Here is a 19,732-nt window from a genome sequence, read left to right as displayed (position 1 = left end):
GGGTCCTGTTGCGCGCGTCAGCGCCTCCAGCCCTCCCGCCCCGGCAGGCCGCGGCTCACCAGCACCTCGACATCCGGATCGGCGAGAAGGTTGGCGGCGGACGCGTGCGCGAGGTCGTCCGTGAGCGGCCCGCGCAGGATGCCGCGCACCTGGCCGCTGGACCGGTCACGGACGATGGCCAAGGGCGCATCCGTCTCCCCGTCCAACGTGGCCGTGCCGCCGGGCCCCGAGAGCGTCACCTTCGCCAGCGACTCGCCCCACTCCGGCTCGACCGGGAGGGCGAACGCGAAACGCGACCCGCCATGGCCGTCGACTACTTCGGGCATCTCGAAGCGCATCGAAAACAGCACGCGACCGTCCCCCGCGGTGCCCCTGAGTTCGTAACCGCCGCCCGATGGCGGGCGGGCGACGGGCGCATCGACGACGAACGATGGTTCGAGGAACGGTGCTCCGTCCGGCTCGATCCCTCCCCACAGCAGCAGCGTTCGGGTCCGGGCCGCCGCCGCCGCGCCCGCGGCGAGTTCGTAGTAACGTCGGAACTGCGCCGCGTGCGTGAAGAAGTAGTCGCTGATCCAGTTCGGCTCGCAGTAGCCCATCAGGTCCGGGACATCCGGGTGGACCAGCTCTCGCCGCTCGAAGTTGTACCCCCAGGCGCCGCTCGCTCCCTCCGCGTGCGGGAATGCCGGATCGGCGCCGCCGGCACCCCCGCAGGGCGCGTGAGAGAGGCTCATGTTGTGGCCCAGCTCGTGCACCCAGGTATACCGGTCCGGTGCCCCGAAGCTGACGGGGAAGCCATTGTACGCCACGCCCACCGAAACGGATGGCTCCGCCATCGTGCCCAGGTAATAGCCGGTCCCTCCCTCCAGGTGCCGGATCACCCAGGTCTCTACCAGCAGGTCGAGGGTGCTCCGGCTCTCCGTCACGACGGGATCGTGCACGGCGACGGTGAACTCCCCGACCGGGAGCAGCGACCCCACGGGCGCCAGAAGCTCGCCGTCCGTGGAGAGACCCTCCGTGAGGTCGAGGATCGACGAATCCGGCACCACGCTCCACAACATCGGAACCACCGTCAGATCGAGCGGGGGCATCGCGAGCACCTCGATGCGGGAACGCCCCTCGGCGGGGATGCGGTTCGGTACGCCGAGCCCTGGATCCAGCGTCTCCTCCGGGTCGATCTGGACCACCATCTCCAGTCCCGGCTGGATGACCCAGCCCGGCACTTCCCGGTTCGAGGATCGATCGAGCAAGCTTTCGTCCACAGCGGCCGGGATCTCCCAGGTCCCGGCGGCGATGTCCACCCGATGCACTTCCTCCCCGCCGTGGTAGAATCGCGCGCGAACCGGCGGAATCGTCGCGCCGCCGGCGTCGGGGGCGGCTACAAAGACCCGCAGGAGGGCGGGATCGTCGGCGATCAACGGGACGGGGTGTGTCCGCGACTGGATCGCCTGGACCAGATACGCCGCCGATGCCGCCGCTCCAGCCTCGACACAGCGTGCCAACCGGCGCTGGGGGCGGCCCTCCAGCCACGCGATGAAGGTGGGGTCCGCCGGAGCGCAAAGATCCGTACCGCCGGCCAGGAACCCGTAGACCGACCGAAGACTCCCCAGGGACAAGGGGACCGGACCGGCGAGCCCCGGATTGTCGTTCAGGACGAGCCCGCCGAGCTTCTCCAGGTCTCCCAGTTCGGCGGGTAGCGCACCCGAGAGGCGATTCGCAGACAGGTCCAGCCAGGTGAGGGAGGCTAGTGAGCCCAATTCCGGCGGGATCGGCCCCGTCAACGCATTCGACCCCAGATAGAGCGTCTCGAGTTCGGGGAGGTCGCCCAGTTCCGGCGGGATTGGGCCAGTCAGTTCGTTATTCCCAGCCCTGAGATGTCGAAGGTTCGCGAGACCCCCCAGTTCCGACGGGATCGAACCGGTGAGTTCGTTATCGTTCAGCCAAAGCTGCGTCAGGTTCGCCAGACCCCCCAGCTCCGAGGGAATCGGGCCCGTCAGGGCGTTCTCGAGGAGCCACAGAACGGAGAGATTGCCGAGGTTACCGACTTCGGCGGGGATGGGGCCGGACAGGTCGTTACCCCAGAGGGACATCCGCTCGAGATTTGCGAGGCGGCCGAGTTCGGCGGGGATGGGACCCGTGAGGTCGTTGTTCGCGACGCGGAGCGATGTCAGGGATGAGAGGCTGCCGAGGGTCGACGGAATCGAACCCGTCAACCGGTTCGAGAAGAGTTCGAGGTCTCTGAGGTCGCCAAGGTTCCCGAATTCGGACGGTATGACGCCCTCAAGCAGATTCTCACCAAGCCACAGATGACGCAGCGCGGCGAGGCTGCCGAGTTCCGGTGGAATCTCGCCTTCCAGCCGGTTCCCGTGGAGCCACAGCCAGCGAAGACTGGCAAGGCCGCCGAGATCGGACGGTATGGAGCCGCGCAACCGGTTGTCCCTAAGGTCCAGGACCTGCAGTGTGGAGAACCTGCCGAGTTCCGCCGGGATTTCCCCGGCCAGGCCGTTCTCGTGGAGGTTCAGGCCCCGCACGCCGGTCGTGTCCGCGTCCACGCCGTACCAGGCATCCAGCGGTTCGTTCGTAAGCCAGTTGTCGCTCCGCTTCCAGTTCGGGCCATCGGTGGCGTAATAGAGCGTCTCCAGAATCTCCCGATACGAGAGGGAGCACTGCAGGCCCGGGCCGTCGTGCGACGCGAGGCCTCCCAACCAGTCGCGGAAGCGTTCATCGTCCGGGACGCACAGTTCGGTGTCGACGTAGCGGAACTCCCGCAGCGGCAGTTTCGCGAGCGCAAGGGGAAGCGGCCCCGTCAGCCCGTTGTCGCCGAGGCGCAGCTCCGTGAGCCGGGTCAGCTGTCCCAGGGAGCCAGGGAGGCGCCCCTCGAGGCGGTTATCAGTCAGGTCGAGGGCCACCGCGCGGCCCAGGGAGTCGGCACGCACGCCGTGCCAGGTCTCGAGCACGACGCCCGCGCCCCAACCGCTGGAACGACGCCAGTTCTCGCCGCTAGTGGTCCGATACAGCCCGGTCAGCACCGCTACATCCGTCCGGTTGCAGTACGTCTCGAACTCCGAGATTCGGATGTCCTCCAGCCAGCGAGCGAAGGCGGTCGTGCCCGGGACACAGATGGGCGTCCGCAACGCGGCCACTTCCTTCAGGTGTTCGAGGCGGAGAAAAGCCTGGGGGATGGGGCCCGCGATGTCGGTCCAATAGACGACGAACTTCTCCAGGCGGTCGAGATTCGCGAGCTCGCCCGGGATGCGGCCGCTTAGCGAGGTCCTGTAGACGTGGAGTTCCCTGAGATTGGAGAGCTTCCCGAGTTCCGGGGGGAGAGGGCCGGTCAACCGGTTTATTCCGAGGCCCAGAATCTCGAGGTTCGCCAGCGCGCCGAGTTCGGGCGGGATCGCACCGCTCAGGCTGTTGCGGATCAGCGTCAACTCTCTGAGGCGCTTGAGGCGGCTCAGTTCGGTCGGTATCGGACCGACGAGGTGGTTGGCCTCGAGATCCAGTTCCGAGACGCGTCCTCCCGCGTCAACGCCGACGCCGCGCCAGTCCGCGAGCGGGAGGTCCGTCAGCCAGTTTTCGTCGTTGATCCAGCCCGGTCCGTCCGTGACCTCGTAGAGTGTGGTCAGGACGAGTCGATCCGCATCCGCGCCGGACAGCACCTCCACGCCCGCATCGGCCGAGGCCGCGCCGGACGTCGCGCGGACCGTCGCCATCCCGATGCCGACGCCGATGACAAGCCCCGTAGCGTCCACGGTCGCGATCGATTCGTCGGTGGAATGCCAGACCAGACCGGGATCGGTCACCGGATGACCGTTGGCATCCGAGGCCTCCACCGCCAGACGGAGTGAGTCGTCGAGCGCCAGCCGGACCGTGGACGGCGACACCTCGAGGGCGGCCACGACCTGAGCCACCGTCACCCTGGCGGCGCCCGAAGCCGTCTCCGCCGTGGCAGTGATGGAGACCGTGCCGTTAGCGACGGCCGTCGCAAGACCCGTGGCGTCCACCGTTGCCACGGCCGGATCGCCGCTCTCCCACGTCACGGCAGCGCCGCTTACGACCTGACCGTTCCGGTCCCGCACCTCGGCGACGAGGAGAGCCGTATCTCCAAGCGCCTCGAAGCGCAGGTCGGACGGACTGATCGAGAGCGACGCAGGCCGGACGGGCTCCGGAGGTGGCGGAGGCGGAGGCGGAGGCGGGGCGGTGGTGTCCTCCCCGCACGACAGCAGCGCGATCACCGAAACAAGGACTGCAACGGTCCGGGGCCGCCGACATGACCCCTGCCCGGCTGCCAGGCCGGACGGTCCCATTCTGCTGGAGAAAGACATCCAATCCGCTGCCCGCTCGACGTTGAACCCGGAACCTCCAAGCCCTGCAGGAGGTTACGTCCGATAACACGATACATTGCGCGGCACAATAACGCCCCAAGGCACGCGGGGCACCGCAAAAGATGAGGGGTTATGCTCGGCGAGATGCATGGACCCGCTCAGGGCGGCATCGATCTCCCGACTCTGAGCGCGAGGTCGACCGCGGCCTTCCTCCATCCCGTCAGCGTCGATCGGCGGTAGGCGTCGGCGGTACGCTTCACACCCTCGCTCATCGTCGGGTAGGGATGGACCAGCGAAGCGAGCGTCCCCAGCTTCACCCCCGCCTTCATGGCGAGCGAAATCTCCGCGATCATCGTCCCCGCGTCTGGCGCGAGGATGTGTCCTCCAAGGATGGAACCGCCCTTCCCGACGACGATCTTCACCCTCCCCACCGCGGCGCGCTCCGCGATGGCGCGGTCCAAGTTCCCGATGTCGTACACGTGCGCGGACACTGCGGATCCATGGCGATCCACGGCCTCGGCTTCGGTAAGCCCCACGTGCGCGAGTTCGGGCTCGGTGTAGGTGCACCACGGGATCACGCCGTAGTCGATGTTCGCGCGCACTGGGAAGAGCGCGTTCTGCACTACCGTGCGCGCTTCGTGGTCGGCGACGTGCGTGAACAGAAAGCCGCCGATCACGTCGCCCGCGGCGAAGATGTGCTTCCGGGACGTCCGCAACTTCGAGTCGACGGTGACCCAGCCCTTCGAGGTCTCCACGCCCGCCGCGTCCAGCCCCATGGCCTCTGTGTTCGGCGCCCGCCCGGCGGCCACGAGGACCTCATCCACCTCGAACGTCTCGGTCGCGGCCGCCGCGCCGTGCCCCGCCCCGCCCCGGGCGCGCGCTATGGTGACGCGCCGACGGCCTCCCGCCCGGCCGACGCGCGTCACGACGCGCCCGGTCCGGATCTCGATGCCCTCGCCGCGAAGCCTGCTCGTCAGCAATTCCGCGAGTTCGGGCTCTTCACGCAACATGAGCCGATCGAGCAGCTCGACGATCGTGACCTCGGCCCCCAGCCGTCGGAACGCCTGTGCAAGTTCGACGCCGATCGGGCCCCCGCCCACGACGGCCAGCGAGCCCGGAATCGTGTCGCGGTCGAAGGCCTCCGCGTGCGTGAAGTATCCCGCCTCTTCCAGCCCGGGAATCGGCGGCACGGCGGCCCGCGAGCCGGTGGCGATGACGAAACGACGCCCGCGCAGACGGCGGCCGCCCACCTCGACCTCGTGCGGAGAGATGAAGCGCGCCGCACCTTCCACGACATCGACGCCCATGGCCCGGAAGCGCTCCGGGTCGTCGTGTGGCTCGATCCGGGCCCGAACGTCACGGACGCTGGCGAGCACGTCGGCGCCTTCGATCGCCGGCTGGACGGCCCGCAGGCCGTGCGCGGCGGCGTCACGGAAGTGATGCGCGACACGCGCCGAGCTGATGAGGGCCTTGGAAGGCACGCAGCCCGTCCACAGGCAGTCGCCGCCGAGGCGGTCGCGTTCGATCAGCGCGACACGCGCCCCCAACCCCGCGCTCCCGGCAGCCGTCACCAGACCCGCCGTGCCCCCTCCTATGGCCACGATGTCGAAAATGTCGTCCCGAGCCACGATCCCTCCCCGTTCGATGGGTCACCCGATCCGCACGCCAGCGACGTGCGGCGAGACTCGCCCGCGGCAGGTCGCCGTGAGCGCAACTACACCACGCCACGCCCCACGTTCATGCGCGACCGAAGTCCGTCACCGGGCAAGGGTCCTTATTTTGCTTGCCCGGGGTCCCGATTCGCGATTAGCTTCGCGTTGTGTCGAATTCCACATTTCAAGCTGCGGTGTCACGGTCCGGGGGCTCGGCCAGAGCCCATTCGGAGCCGCCTCCGATCCTCGCCAAGTGTCGTGAATTAGCGACGGTGAACGGCCTCCGCGAGGCAGGTCTGTATCCGTATTTCATGCCCATCCAGGCCTCGCACGACACCTGGGTCGTCATCAAGGGCGCCCGCAAGATCATGGTGGGCTCCAACAACTACATGGGGCTCACCCACGATCCGCGCATTCTCGAGGCGGCCCGCGAAGCACTGAACACCTTCGGCAGCGGCAATACGGGAAGCCGCTTCCTGAACGGGAACCTCGATCTCCACGAGCGGTTGGAGGCCGAGTTGGCAGACTTCGTGGGCATGGAGGCTGCGCTCGTATTCTCGACCGGCTACCAGACCAATCTGGGTACGCTCGGCGCGCTCATCGGACGCGCTGACACCGTCTTCATCGACAAGTTCGACCACGCCAGCCTTCAGGACGGCGTCCGCATGGGGCTCGGGCGCACGCGGCGATTCAACCACAACGACTTCACCACGCTGCGCCGCATGCTCGAAGCCGAAAACCCCTCGCGCGGCAAGCTGATCGCGGTGGACGGTGTCTACAGCATGGAAGGGGACATCGCCGATCTGCCGAGCCTCGTCGAGATGCGGCGCGAGTACGGCGTGGCGCTGCTCGTGGACGACGCGCACGCGGTGGGGGTCCTGGGCGAGACCGGGGCCGGCACCGCCGAGCACTGGGGACTCACCCACGAAGTAGACCTGATCCTCGGCACATTCTCCAAGTCGTTCGCCTCGATCGGCGGGTTCTGTGCGGGTCGCGCGGACGTCATCGACTATATCCAGCACAACGCTCGTGCCCTCATCTTCAGCGCGAGCATGCCCCCCGCTTCCGCGGCCACCGTGCTGAAGGCGCTCGAGATCATCCGCAGCGAGCCGGAGCGCCGGGAGCAGTTGTGGAAGAACACCCGGAAGATGATGGAGGGATTCAAGTCTATCGGGTTCGATATCGGTCCGACGGAGACCCCGATCGTGCCCATCCTCATCGGCCCCATGGAGAAGACGTTCCAGTTCTGGCGCGCCTTGTTCGAGGCGGGGGTCTTCACCAACCCGGTCGTTCCACCGGCGGTCCCCGAGGGCAGCTGCCGCCTGAGAACGAGCTACATGGCCACGCACACCGACGATGAGCTCGATTTCGTGCTCGAGCAGGTGGAGCGAGTCGGGAAGAAGCTCAACGTAGTCTGACTCCGCGCCCCTCGGCTCGACGCCCGTCAGGCCCTGAGCCGTTACCATTGAAGTCGTGAGCCATGACGAACTCAGCTTCCTCGCTTCGCGTCGCACCGGTCGAAACCCGGGCTGATCTGAAACGATTCATAGATCTGCCATGGTCGATCTATGGAGACGACCCGAACTGGGTGCCCCCTCTGAAGAGGGATGTTCAAGCCGCCTTCGACCCTGAGAAGCATCCGTTTCATCTTCATTCCGAAGTCCAGCCTTACCTCGCCTTCCGCGGTAACGAGGTCGTCGGCCGGATCTGCGCCATCCGGAACCGCAAACACGAGGAGATCCACGACGAAGCCGTGGGCTTCTTCGGCTGGTTCGAGTGCGTCGACGATCCCGAGGTGGCAGAGGCCCTGTTGCGCGCGGTGCGGGGGTGGCTGCGCGAGCGTGGTCTCGCGGCGATGCGGGGGCCCACCAGCTTTTCCACCAACGAGACGTGCGGCCTCCTGGTCGATGGAGACAGGGGGCCGCCGGTGGTTCTCATGGCCTATAACCCCCCGTACTATCCCGCCCTGCTCGAGAGCGCCGGGCTGCGCAAGGTCAAGGATCTCTACGCCTGGCATATGGTCGAAGGTCATTGGCCGGAACACATGTTTCGAGCCGAGAAGCTCGTCACCCGGCGCTACAGGATCAGGATACGCACGCTGGACATGTCGAGGTTCGAGGAAGAACTCGCCCTCATCCGACACATCTACAACGCCGCCTGGGAGAAGAACTGGGGGTTCGTGCCCATGACGGACGCCGAGATCGATCACATGGCCGTCGAACTCAAGCCGATCCTCAACCCGGAGCTGGCGCTGTTCGCGGAAACCCCGGAGGGAGAGACGATCGGGTTCGCGCTCGCGATCCCGGACTTCAACCAGATCCTCAAGAGGATGAACGGCAGACTCTTCCCCTTCGGGATCCTCAAGGCACTCATCCATAAGCGGAAGATCACGTCGATGCGCGTGCTGATCCTCGGACTCCTCGAACGGTGGAGGGGGAAGGGCGTAGACGCGCTGTTCTATCTGGCGATGTTCCGGAACGGAACCGCGGCCGGGATCCATGAGGCGGAGCAGTCCTGGATTCTCGAGGACAACCACAAGATGAACGCGGCCATCGCACGGCTGGGAGGCCGGGTCTACCGCACGTACCGCCTCTACGAAGCGCCTCTGTAGTCGCTTTACCTGATCGCTTTACCATGTCATCGATCTTTCTGACGGGGGGCACGGGGTTCCTGGGCAGCCATCTTGCCGATGCCCTCGTCGGCGCGGGGCACCACGTCACGGCCAGCGTGCGCCGAAGTAGCGACACGCGCCGGCTCGACCGGCTCGGAATCGATACAGTCGAGCTCGATCTCGGGCCGTCGGGCGGTGGCCTGGAGGCCGTTGACGCGTTGGCGGCATGCAACGCGGTCGTGCATTGCGGCGCATTGACCCGCGCTCGGAACGAGACCGAGTTCATGGCCGTGAATGCGACCGGGACCGGGAGGCTGGCCCGCGCGGCGGCCGACGCCGGCATCCGGCGCTTCATCTTCATCAGCAGCCTCGCGGCTCGGGGCCCGGACGGCCGGGACGGACCGGTAAGCCCCTACGGCCGGTCGAAGGCGGTGGCGGAGCGGGCGCTGAGCGAGCTGGGCGGCTCCATGGAGATTGCGGTCCTCAGGCCCGGGGGCGTCTACGGCCCACGCGACCCGGATCTGTTGCCCCTGTTCAAGTTCGCGGCTCGAGGGTGGATCGTGATCCCAGGCAGCGGTGCCCGCCTGCAGCCGGTGTTCGTCTCCGACGTCGTCTCGGCGGTGCTGGCCGCCCTGGACGCTGGGCCATCGCCCGATCCGCTCCCCATCGCCGCGGCGGCGTCCCACTCCTGGAACGAGGTGGCACGTAGTCTGATGACGGCTGTGGGGCGCGCCGGCCGGGTCGTCCGCGTGCCGCCCGCGCTGTTCCTGACCATCGGAGCGCTCCTGGAGTTCGGATCCCGCTGCGCGGGAACGACGCCGGCGATGGACCGCAGACGTGCCCGGGATCTGGCCGTGCACGCCTGGACTTGTGACGTCGGGCCGAGTCGACGACAGCTCGACCCGTGGTGCCCGCGCGTCGGCATCACGGAGGGATTGGCGCTAACCGCCGAGTGGTATCGCAAAGCGGGCTGGCTTTGACCGGTCGCCCGGGGCTTCTGGCCCTCGACCGGCTGTCCATCGGGTACTTCGCGGCGACCGGTCTCGCGGTCCTGCTGTTCGGAGGCCTGCCGGGGGCCGGGATCGCCGCCGCCCACGGGCTCTTCATCTTCGGGATCATCCGGTTGGCGTCGTGGCATCCGCGGGCCGGACTTGGCGGGGTCATCCGGGCGTCGTATGCGGTACTCCTCACGCCGGCACTATACGCGGAACTCGCTGTGCTGAACCGGTTCTTCACGCAGCGTTACTTCGACACCACCGTGCAGCGGTGGGATGCGGCGATGTTCAGCGTGCAGCCGAGCATGGAGCTGAGCACGCTTCTGCCGTGGCTCCCATTCTCAGAGGTTCTGCACCTGGGCTATTTTGCCTACTATGCGATCGTCCCCGCCGCACTGGTCGGCGTGTACCGGACCCGGGGATTCGACGCACTGCATCGGACCGCCTTCGCCGTGGCCGCGGCGTTCTTCGTCTCGTACCTCATCTTCACGTTCTTCCCTGTCGCGGGTCCCCGGTACGAGTTTGTACGAATCGGCGGCGAGATCGGCGACGGGACTCTGTACCGGCTCGTGCACGGGATTCTCGAGACCGGGTCGTCGAAGGGGACGGCATTTCCCAGCTCACACATCGCGGCCTCCCTGGCCGCGGTGGTGGCGGCCGGTCGCGAGGACCCACGCTGGTTCTGGCTGCTCATCGTCCCCGAGATCGCATTGACGATCGGGACAGTGTACGGTCGCTTTCACTACGCGGCGGACGCTCTGGGCGGGGCCATCCTGGCCTTGGCGGTCTGCCTCGCCGTCTACGGGACCGGGTTCCGGTCGAGCGGTCCGGGCAACCCGCGGCCCGAGTCACGGCATCAGAAGGGATGATCTCGGAGACGACCCTCGCGAGGGATGAAGTGGAAGAACGCGATCTGATCACCCGTGCCAAAGCGGGAGAGCGATCCGCGATGGGGGAGTTGTACGAACTCCACGCGCGTCGCGTCTACACGGTCATCCGGCGGCTGGTGGGCGATGACCACCTGGCGGAGGACCTCTCCCAGGAGGCGTGGATCCGCGCGTTCGAGAAGCTCCACCTGTTCCGGGGCGACGCGGCGTTCGGCACGTGGCTCTACCGGCTGGCCACGAACGTGGCGCTGAACCGGCTGCGCCGATCGTCCCGGCGTCGGCCGGTCGAGTCGGCCGCGGAACTTCCGCGCGTGGCGAGGGCGCACGATGAGGTGATTGTGACGCGCCGAGTCCTGACGAAGGCGCTCGACCAGCTGCCGCCGGGGTATCGGAGGGTCCTCGTGATGCACGACGTGGAAGGGTGGACGCACCGGGATATCGCGGAGGCCCTCGGCTGTTCGCCGGGGACTTCGAAGTCGCAGCTGCACAAGGCGCGTGCGCGAATGCGACAACTGATTGCGCCGGTGGACTCCGGGAACGACGGGGCACACGACCAAGCGCGTCTCTGAGTGAGGGTTCCGACAAAGAGTCGAACAGGATGCATGAGATGACAGAACATATGAATGCCGAACGCATTTCGGCGCTGCTCGACGAACCCTGGGCGGACCACGACTGCCAGGCTCACCTCGAAACGTGCGAGGACTGCCAGGCGGAGTTCGAGAGATTGAGCCGTCTGCGCATGGCCCTGTCGGCGCTCCCCGACGAGAGGGCGCCGCGAGGCGAGTGGGCCTCGATCCAGGCCGCGCTGGATGCGGGCGAATCGGCGCGGCGCAGCTTCCCCATCGGGGGTCACCTTGCCCGACGGCTTCTCGTCCCGGGGCCGCTTCAGGCCGCTGCCGCGCTCGTCCTGTTTGCGGGTGGGGTCATCGCGGGACTGCAGTTCACGACCGGACGGCCCGCGGCGACCACGGCCGACCTGCCGACCGTCGTCTCGCCCGCCGACCAGCGCACGATGCTGGATGGGTTGAATCAGATAGAGTCCCTGCGAGCCCCGCTCCGACAGGTGGGAGAAGTCGTGACGGACGCGGGATCGGGGGCGGGACTCCAGAGAGATCCCATCGAGACGGCTCAATTGCTGGCGAGGCTGGAGGGCGCGATTCGGGCGCTCCGCGAGCGCCTCGACGCGAATCCCGGCGATCTCTTCGCGAGTGCCTCTCTTCTCGAACTCGTGGAGCGCCGCGATCGCCTCACGGAGGAGCTCGGACGCTCGAGCGGGACACGCACATGGTGACGGTCTGGCACCGGTTCGCTCCCCTTCTGGCGCTGAGCGCCGGGGCCCTCGTCCCCGGGGCCGGGTTCGGACAGGACACCGAGACAGACGACGCGAGGGGCTGGCTGGGGGTTCGCGTCGAGGAGCGCTACAACTGCGGATGGGAAACCACGGAGGACTGGAAGAACTGCGCGCTCGTGACCCGCATTCGCGAGATGCAGGAGGACGGCCCGGCGGCCCGCGCGGGGCTTCTCGCCGGAGACCGGCTCGTAGCGATCGACGGTCAGGACATCACGCTCGACAACTGGCCCGGCCTGCTGGGATCGATCCGGCGGGGTACTGCCATCGTTTTCGATGTCACACGGGCCGGCGACCCATACACGTTCCGCGTCGTTCCCGCCGTGCGTCCGGCGGATCCGGATCGGGTGCCGATGATCGGCCGACGCACCATCGTCGCCGTGAGCGGATCACCGGAGTCGACTGTGCGTGTGCTGAGGCTGAACGATCCCAGCGGAAGCGACCGGGTCGGTTTCGCCCTCACGTTCCGCGATACGGAAGACGTCGGTCTGGCCATCGAGCCTTCGGCGGTGCGGGAAGTGAACGGTCGGCTCGAGGTGCGCTTCGTCCGCGATCGTCCGATCCCCGAGCATCAGAACCTCAGACGCGAACTGCTTGAGAATCTGGAGCGGGAGACCGAGTCGGCGTACCGGGACTTCTCGAGTGTGCTGCGGAGAGTCGGCCAGATCCGCGCACGCCTCTCAGCCAGAGAGTTTCGGCGCGGCATGACGCAGCTCGCGCGGGTCGCTATGGACGAGGACGATCTCGCTACGCGTTTCCATCGCACCTTCGCGGGGGCGGAGTTCGAAGCGGTGCGCAGGTTTTCGGGTCGAGACGGCTTGGACGGACTCCTGGTGCTTCGGGTCGTACCGGGAACGATCACCGCGCGCGTCGGGCTGCGGCCGGGCGATCTCCTGGTGCGTGCGGGCGAGGCTCCGATGCGTGAGGTAGAGGATCTCATTGCCGCAATCGAGTCCGCCGCTGGCGAGCCCCTCTCTGTCGTCTGGATTCGCGGTGGTCGCGAGATCCGAAACACCTGGCCCCGGCGCTAGCAACAAGCTCAGGGCACCGCTTGGTGGTTCCGGCTTCGTCTGGAGATCAGTACCGCGGCGTATACGTACACAGCGTATGTATACAACATATACGTTTGTCAGGATTGACGGCCGGACGTACTCTCCCTGCCCGCCGCCACCGGCCTTCGGTGCGCGAAGGCCGGAATTCCGGAACGATTTGAGATCCCCATGTCCAACGCAGCTCCCGCATACGATACCCTTGCCACGCCGGCCGACGGCGAGCCCATCCGGCTGGTGGGTGACCGCCTCCACGTGCCGGCGCGTCCCATCATCCCTTTCATCGAAGGAGACGGCACGGGCCCTGACATCTGGCAAGCCGCCCGCACGGTCCTCGAAGCGGCCGTCGCGAAAGCCTATGGGGACGCGAGGGAGATCGTGTGGTTCGAGGTGTTCGCCGGGCAGAAGGCGTTCGATCAGATGGGCGACTGGCTCCCGGCGGACACCCTCCGAGCGATCCGGCACCACCTGGTTGCGATCAAGGGCCCGCTCACGACGCCCGTCGGCGGGGGCATCCGGTCGCTCAACGTAGCGCTGCGGCAGCAGCTGGACCTGTTTGCATGCGTCCGGCCGGTGCGCTGGTTCGACGGCGTCCCGTCGCCCGTCCGCGAGCCCGGCCTCGTCGACATGACGATCTTCCGCGAGAATACCGAAGACATCTATGCGGGGATCGAATGGGAAGCCGGCACCGACGAAGCCCGTCGTCTGCTCGGGTTCCTGCGCGATCAGCTGGGCGTCTCTACGATCCGTTTCCCGGAGACCAGCTCCTTCGGAGTGAAGCCGATCTCCCGGGAGGGGACGCATCGTCTGGTCCGCGCCGCCATTCGCTACGCACAGGATCGGGGAGCCGGCAGCGTCACGCTCGTCCACAAGGGGAACATCATGAAGTTCACCGAGGGCGGCTTCCGCGACTGGGGCTATGAACTCGCCAGGGAGGAGTTCGGGGCCCGGGAGTTCGGCGGCGGACCCTGGTGCAGGATCTCCGACGGAGTCGTGGTCAAGGATGTGATCGCGGACGCGTTCCTGCAGCAGATCCTTACGCGACCCGCGGAATACGACGTGATCGCCACCATGAACCTCAACGGCGACTACATTTCCGACGCGCTCGCCGCGCAGGTCGGCGGCATTGGGATTGCGCCGGGAGCCAACATCAATTACGAGACCGGCCACGCGATCTTCGAGGCGACGCACGGTACGGCACCCAAGTATGCGGGACAGGACAAGGTGAATCCCGGGTCGGTCATTCTCTCGGGCGAGATGATGCTGCGTCACCTCGGGTGGAACGAAGCCGCCGACCTCATCGTATCCTCCCTCGGTAAAACCATCGGCCAGAAGCGTGTCACCTACGACTTCGAGCGGCTGATGGAAGGAGCGACGCTCCTCACGTGTAGCGAGTTCGGCCAGGCGATGATCGACAACATGTAAGCGAGGTCGGGGCCTGGTGCCGACCCGAAGTTCCCAGGATGGATGGAGATGGAGATGACAAGGACGAAGAAATTCACGGCGCTCGCGGGGCTGATCTCGGCGCTCGCAGGCCCGGGCATCGCGCACGCGCAGCTTCCCGCCGGAGTCGCGGAAGTTGCGAGCGTCGAAGGCATCACCGAGTACCAACTCGACAACGGACTCCGCTTCCTGCTCTTCCCCGACCAGAGCAAGCAGCAGATCACCGTGAACATCACCTATCTCGTCGGTTCCCGGCACGAAGGGTACGGTGAGACGGGGATGGCCCACCTGCTCGAGCATCTCGTGTTCAAGGGGACCCCGAACCACCCGGATATCCCGGAGGAGCTGACCGAGCACGGCGCCTTCCCCAACGGGACGACGTGGTTCGATCGCACGAACTACTTCGAGACCGTTCCGGCCACGGATGAGAACGCCGACGAGAACCTCGAGTGGGCTCTGGATCTCGAAGCGGACCGCATGGTGAACTCGTTCATCGCGCAGGAAGATCTCGATTCGGAAATGACGGTTGTCCGCAACGAGTGGGAATCCGGGGAGAACAGCCCGCAGGGCGTGCTGCAGAAGCGGGTGCTGTCGGCTGCCTACGACTGGCACAACTACGGCAACTCGACGATCGGGGCCCGGGCCGACCTCGAGAACGTGCCCATCGGCCGGTTGCAGGGGTTCTACCGGAAGTACTACCAGCCGGACAACGCGGTCCTCGTCGTCGCCGGGCGGTTCGAGACCGACCGCGCGCTCGAGCTGATCGCGGAGAAGTTCGGCGCGATACCGCGGCCGGACCGCACGGGGACGAACCAGCTGTTTCCGACCTACACGGCCGAGCCCGCGCAGGACGGCGAGCGGACGGTGACGCTGCGGAGGGTCGGAGATGTTCAGCTCGCGATGGCGGCGTACCACATGCCGCCGGGCTCGCACGAGCAGTTCGCGGCCGTCGACGTGATGACCCACCTGCTGTCGACCCGCCCCGCCGGCCGTCTCTACCAGGCGCTGGTGGAGTCGGGGCTCGCGGCGAGCGCGTTCGCTTTCAACTACCAGCTCAGCGAACCGGGCATGCTGCTCGCGGCCGCCGAGGTACGGCAGGAGGACTCGCTCGAGCAGGCGACCGAGACGCTGCTCGCGACCATCCAGGGATTGGTCGATGAGCCGCCCACCGAAGAGGAAGTGGAGCGGGCAAAGACCGACTACCTCTCCAGCATCGAACTCGCGTTCAACAATCCACAGGGGATCGCGCTCCAGCTGAGCGAATGGGCGTCGATGGGTGACTGGCGCCTCTTCTTCCTGCACCGCGATCGGCTGGAGCGGGTGACGCCGGAAGCGGTGCACCAGGTCGCGCAGACCTATCTCAAGCCTTCCAATCGAACCATCGGCTACTTCTACCCGGCGGATGAGACCCCGGCGCGGGCCGAGATTCCGGCGGCGCCGGATGTCGGTGCGCTGGTCGCTTCGTACACCGGACGCGAAGCGGTGGCGGAGGGCGAGGCCTTTGATCCGACGATCGAGAACATCGAGGCCCGGACCGAGCGCTTCGAACTTCCGGTCGGGCTCAAGGTGGCATTCCTGCCCAAGGAGAACCGCGGCGAAGCGGTCACTGTGCGCCTCACGCTTCGTCACGGGACGGAGAGCGCTCTCATGGGCCAGGCGACCGCCGCCTCCTTCGCCGGCGCCATGTTGATGCGCGGCACCACGAGCCGCACGCGCCAGGAGATCTCCGACGAACTGGACCGACTCAAGGCCCAGGGCGGTGTCGGGGGGAGCGCGCTCACGGCCAGCGCCTCGTTCACGACCGTTCGCGAGAACCTGCCGGCCGTCCTCCGGCTTGGCGCCGAGATCCTCCGGGAGCCCGCTTTCGATGCAGAGGAGTTCGAGCTTCTGCGCGAGGAGCGGCTGGCGGGAATCGAGTCACAGATGTCGGAGCCGATGGCGCTCGTGCCCCAGGCGCTCTCGCGGCACCTTGAGCAGCACCCGCCCGGGCACCCCCGCTACTCGCCGACGTTCGAGGAGCAGATCGAACGCTACAAGGGCGTGGCCGTCGACGAGGTCCGCGCGTTCTGGGAAGGCTTCTACGGCGCGCAGGGCGGCACGATGGCGGTCGTCGGCGACTTTGATCCGGGCGAGATCCGTCCTCTGATCGAGGAATCGCTCGGCGGTTGGACGGCGGCGGAGCCGTACGCTCGCGTCCCCGGAGGATACCGGGACGTGGAGCCGGTCAACATGGACATCGAGACGCCGGACAAGTCGAACGCCATGATGATGGCGACCGTCGCCGTGCGGATGCGGGACGATCACCCTGACTACCCGGCGTTGATTCTGGGCAACTACATCCTGGGCGGGGGCATGAACTCGCGGTTGTTCAGCCGGATCCGTGGCGAGGAAGGCCTATCCTACGGCGTCGCTTCGCAGTACGCGGCACCCCCCATCGATGACGACGCGGCGTTCCTCGCCTACGCCATCTTCGCCCCGGAAAACGCGGACAAGGTCGCCGCGTCGTTCAGGGACGAACTGGAGCGTACCCTCGCCGACGGCTTCACGGAGGAGGAACTGGAGATCGCTCGGCGTGGCTACCTCGACCAGCAGCAAAGCAGCCGCGCGAACGACGGTGCGATCGCGAACATGCTGGCGAACAGCCTCTTCCTGGACCGGCCGCTCACCTTCACGGCCGAGCGGGAAGCGGCGATCGAGGCGCTGACCGCCGAGGACGTCGTGGCCGCGATGCGCCGGCACATCGACCTCGCGAAACTGAGCATCTTCCGGGGCGGCGACTTCGCGAACAAGCTCGTCCCCTAGCGGGCTGCCAGCAGCCAGATCGCCCGGCGGGGGCGGCGGGCGGCCGGATCAGCGGCCGCCCGCCTGCTCCCTTTCCACGTTCAACTGCGTGATGTCCGCGCTCCACCGTGTGTCCCTCAGGAGGTGCCGGACGAAGTACTCCGCGCGCAGCCAGAACCAGTAGTCGCTCATGTCCCCGTAGCCGTGCCGCTGCCCGGGGAAGACGAAGTAGTCGAAGCGCTTGTTGGCCCGGACCAGCGCCTCGGCCATGCGGTGCGTCCCCGCGTGATGGACGTTGTTGTCGATGTCACCGGTCGTGAGCATCAGGTGCCCCTTCAGGTTCGCGGCCAGGTCCGAGTTCCGCTCGATCTCGTACTCGAACGTCACGTTTCCGCTGTCGTCGACCACTTCGCGCACGCCGTGGTGCTTCTCCGACCAGTTCTGGTTGTAGACATCGTTGTTGTGGTTCCCCGACGATGACACTGCGACCTTGAAGAAATCGGGGTAGACGAGCATCGCGGCCGTCGACATGAACCCACCGCCGGAGTGGCCGTAGATCCCCACCCGGTCGATGTCGATGAAGTCGTGCCGGTCCGCGAGCTGCTCGATCGCGGCCTTCTTGTCCGCGAGCCCGTAGTCCCGGAGGTTCCCGTACCCGTAGTTGTGGTACCACTTCGAGCGCGCCGGGTGGCCGCCGCGGTTCCCCACCGTGATCACGACCATCCCGAACTGGGCCAGCGCCGTCTCGTAGCGCGCGGTCGAGAACGACTTCGCGACCGACTCCGTCTGCGGCCCGGGGTACACGTAGGCCACGACCGGATACGTCTTCGTCGGATCGAAATCGAACGGCTTGTACATGACGCCGTACAGGTCGGTGACTCCGTCGTCCGCCTTCACCGTGTAGGGCTCGGGAAACCCGTACCCCGCTTCCTCCAGCTTCGAGAAATCGGCCGTCTCCAGATCCATGATCCTGCGGCCGGTCGACGCGTGGAGCGCCGCCGCCGGCGTCGCCTCGACCCGCGAATGGTTGTTCACGAAGAAACGGTTCGACTCGCCCATCTCGGCCCGGTGGTCGAGATCTCCCGGGTTCAGCAAGGTCAGCCCGGAGCCGTTCAGGTTCACGCGGTACAGGTGCTGGTAGTACGGATCCTCGCCCGCCTCACGGGCGTTCGCCTGGAAGTAAACCACGCCGGCCGACTCATCGATCCCGACGACCCGGCGGACCGACCACGGGCCCTCGGTGAGGCGGTTGCGCAGCGAGCCGTCCGGCCCGAAGCGGTACAGGTGGGCCCAGCCGTCCCGCTCCGACCACCAGAGCATGTCGCCGGATTCCAGGAGTTCGAGCCGCTGGAACTCCACATAGGTGTTGAGCCGCTCCTCGAAGAGCACCCGCGATTCGCCCGTCGCGGCGTCCGCGACCATCACGTCCACGCCGTGCTGGTCGCGGCTCTGCCTCACGAAGTGAAGTTCGTCCGAGTTCGGCGAGAGCCACAGCGCCCGGAACGGCTCCTCGCTGTCGGGATAGCGGAACTGCCGCGCCGACGTCTGGGAGAGCCGGTGATCCTTCCATTCCTCCGGCATCGTGACCTCGACCATCTCCCGATCCTGAAGATCGTAGATGAGGACTTGGGGCTGGCTCACGTCCGCCTCGCCGGGCATGTCGTATTTGTAGGACTCGAGCTCGGGCCGCTTGTTGCCGACCATGTGGATGACCCACAGATCCCCTACTTCCCGCCGGTCCCGCCGGATAAGCGAAAAGCGGCGCGAGTCATGGGACCATGAGATCGACACCCGCTTGCGCTCGTCGGCGTTCTCCTTCCGCTCGATGTCGGTATCGCCTCGCTCGAACACCGCGTAGCTGTAGTGCTCCTCGCCATCGGTCGTGAGTTGAGTCTCGTCGACATCGAGTTCCTCCTCCGCCTCGTCCGCTTCGTCCCCGCTCTTCCCGCGGCGAGCCTCGAGGAACTGCTGATAGTCGTCCCCGCTCATCATGTAGAGGTTGTGGTGGCGGGCGAAGATCACCGTCTGGCCGTCGGGTGACACGCTGGCCCAGGACGGGTGATTGTCGGGCGCTTCCCAATCCTCCATTTCGCGCAGCGTGCGCATGTTCACATCGTACTCGAAGTGGAACACCTTCTTCCGGGCCCGCTGTCCCTGCTCTTCGCCCTCTTCCTCCTCCTGGTCGAGCTCCTCCATCTCCGATTCGGTCTCCTCTTCTTCTTCATCCTGGGAGGATTCGACCTCGAACTGGAGCGTGTTGGCGTCGATGAACTTGATCGCGCGGATCGGGAGGTGCTGTCCGTCCCACGGGTCGCGCGTGATGCGGGTCAGCTCGGCGGCGATCCGGTCGTTGTCGAAGATCTGGCGCTTCGTCCCGGCCACCGGATCGACGATGTTGTAGAAGGACCCGTCGGAGGTCTCCCACTCGTACCAGAACGATTCCGAGCCCTCGATCCACTGCGGATCGACCGAGGTGGAGTAGATGAGTTCATCGATCCTGTAGGGCGCGAAGCGCGCCGCGAGACGGTAGTTCGCCGGGCCATCAGCGGCTTCCTGCGCGGCGAGCGGCGCCGCGAGGAGAGTCAGGACGGCGAGCGGGAAGAACGAGCGGAGACCGACGCGCTGTGCGGAGTTCATGGCAAGA

12 protein-coding genes are annotated in these 19,732 nt (G+C 66.9%); 9 read left to right on the top strand and 3 right to left on the bottom strand.

All coding sequences use genetic code 11. The features are described 5' to 3' along the window. Nucleotides 1-17: 17 nt before the first annotated feature. Both ACN9M6_RS08880 and ACN9M6_RS08875 read right to left on the bottom strand, forming a co-directional pair. Nucleotides 18-4,232, bottom strand: a complete 4,215-nt coding sequence (locus tag ACN9M6_RS08880) for an Ig-like domain-containing protein (RefSeq protein ID WP_419162570.1) — start codon at nucleotides 4,230-4,232, stop codon at nucleotides 18-20. 248 nt (nucleotides 4,233-4,480) lie between these two features. Continuing rightward, nucleotides 4,481-5,950: a dihydrolipoyl dehydrogenase family protein gene (locus ACN9M6_RS08875; protein ID WP_419162569.1), complete on the bottom strand. Its 1,470-nt coding sequence runs from the start codon at nucleotides 5,948-5,950 to the stop codon at nucleotides 4,481-4,483. A 296-nt stretch (nucleotides 5,951-6,246) separates the two neighbouring features. On the opposite strand from ACN9M6_RS08875, the gene ACN9M6_RS08870 reads away from it, so the two are divergent. The 9 genes from ACN9M6_RS08870 (at nucleotide 6,247) to ACN9M6_RS08830 (ending at nucleotide 17,109) form a co-directional block, all read left to right on the top strand. Further along, entirely contained in the window at nucleotides 6,247-7,392 is a 1,146-nt protein-coding gene (locus ACN9M6_RS08870) for an aminotransferase class I/II-fold pyridoxal phosphate-dependent enzyme (RefSeq protein WP_419162568.1), read from the top strand. 170 nt (nucleotides 7,393-7,562) lie between these two features. Beyond that, a complete protein-coding gene (locus ACN9M6_RS08865) occupies nucleotides 7,563-8,585 on the top strand; it encodes an N-acetyltransferase (protein WP_419162567.1) in 1,023 nt (340 codons plus the stop codon). Nucleotides 8,586-8,608: 23 nt separating this feature from the next. Further along, a complete protein-coding gene (locus tag ACN9M6_RS08860; protein ID WP_419162566.1) occupies nucleotides 8,609-9,565 on the top strand; it encodes an NAD-dependent epimerase/dehydratase family protein in 957 nt (318 codons plus the stop codon). After that, a complete protein-coding gene (locus tag ACN9M6_RS08855) occupies nucleotides 9,562-10,449 on the top strand; it encodes a phosphatase PAP2 family protein (protein WP_419162565.1) in 888 nt (295 codons plus the stop codon). The genes ACN9M6_RS08860 and ACN9M6_RS08855 overlap by 4 nt, the downstream gene beginning before the upstream one ends. After that, complete coding sequence (locus ACN9M6_RS08850) at nucleotides 10,446-11,036, top strand: RNA polymerase sigma factor (protein ID WP_419162564.1); 591 nt, start codon at nucleotides 10,446-10,448, stop codon at nucleotides 11,034-11,036. Before ACN9M6_RS08855 ends, ACN9M6_RS08850 begins: the two co-directional genes overlap by 4 nt. Nucleotides 11,037-11,074: 38 nt before the next feature. Next, nucleotides 11,075-11,758, top strand: a complete 684-nt coding sequence (locus ACN9M6_RS08845) for an anti-sigma factor family protein (RefSeq protein ID WP_419162563.1) — start codon at nucleotides 11,075-11,077, stop codon at nucleotides 11,756-11,758. Next, nucleotides 11,752-12,846: a PDZ domain-containing protein gene (locus ACN9M6_RS08840; protein ID WP_419162562.1), complete on the top strand. Its 1,095-nt coding sequence runs from the start codon at nucleotides 11,752-11,754 to the stop codon at nucleotides 12,844-12,846. Before ACN9M6_RS08845 ends, ACN9M6_RS08840 begins: the two co-directional genes overlap by 7 nt. Before the next feature lie 189 nt (nucleotides 12,847-13,035). Continuing rightward, nucleotides 13,036-14,289 (top strand): NADP-dependent isocitrate dehydrogenase, encoded by a 1,254-nt coding sequence (gene icd, locus ACN9M6_RS08835; RefSeq protein ID WP_419162561.1) that lies wholly within the window; start codon nucleotides 13,036-13,038, stop codon nucleotides 14,287-14,289. Nucleotides 14,290-14,343: 54 nt separating this feature from the next. After that, nucleotides 14,344-17,109, top strand: a complete 2,766-nt coding sequence (locus tag ACN9M6_RS08830) for a M16 family metallopeptidase (RefSeq protein WP_419162560.1) — start codon at nucleotides 14,344-14,346, stop codon at nucleotides 17,107-17,109. Nucleotides 17,110-17,157: 48 nt separating this feature from the next. Here ACN9M6_RS08830 and ACN9M6_RS08825 read toward each other — a convergent pair whose 3' ends face one another. Continuing rightward, nucleotides 17,158-19,725, bottom strand: a complete 2,568-nt coding sequence (locus ACN9M6_RS08825; protein ID WP_419162559.1) for a DPP IV N-terminal domain-containing protein — start codon at nucleotides 19,723-19,725, stop codon at nucleotides 17,158-17,160. Nucleotides 19,726-19,732: the final 7 nt, after the last annotated feature.

The sequence above is a fragment of the Candidatus Palauibacter sp. genome (genome assembly GCF_965197445.1).
GTDB lineage: Bacteria > Gemmatimonadota > Gemmatimonadetes > Palauibacterales > Palauibacteraceae > Palauibacter.
The sequence above is the reverse complement of the archived record's forward strand: the minus strand, read 5'-3'. Positions and strand labels throughout refer to the sequence as shown.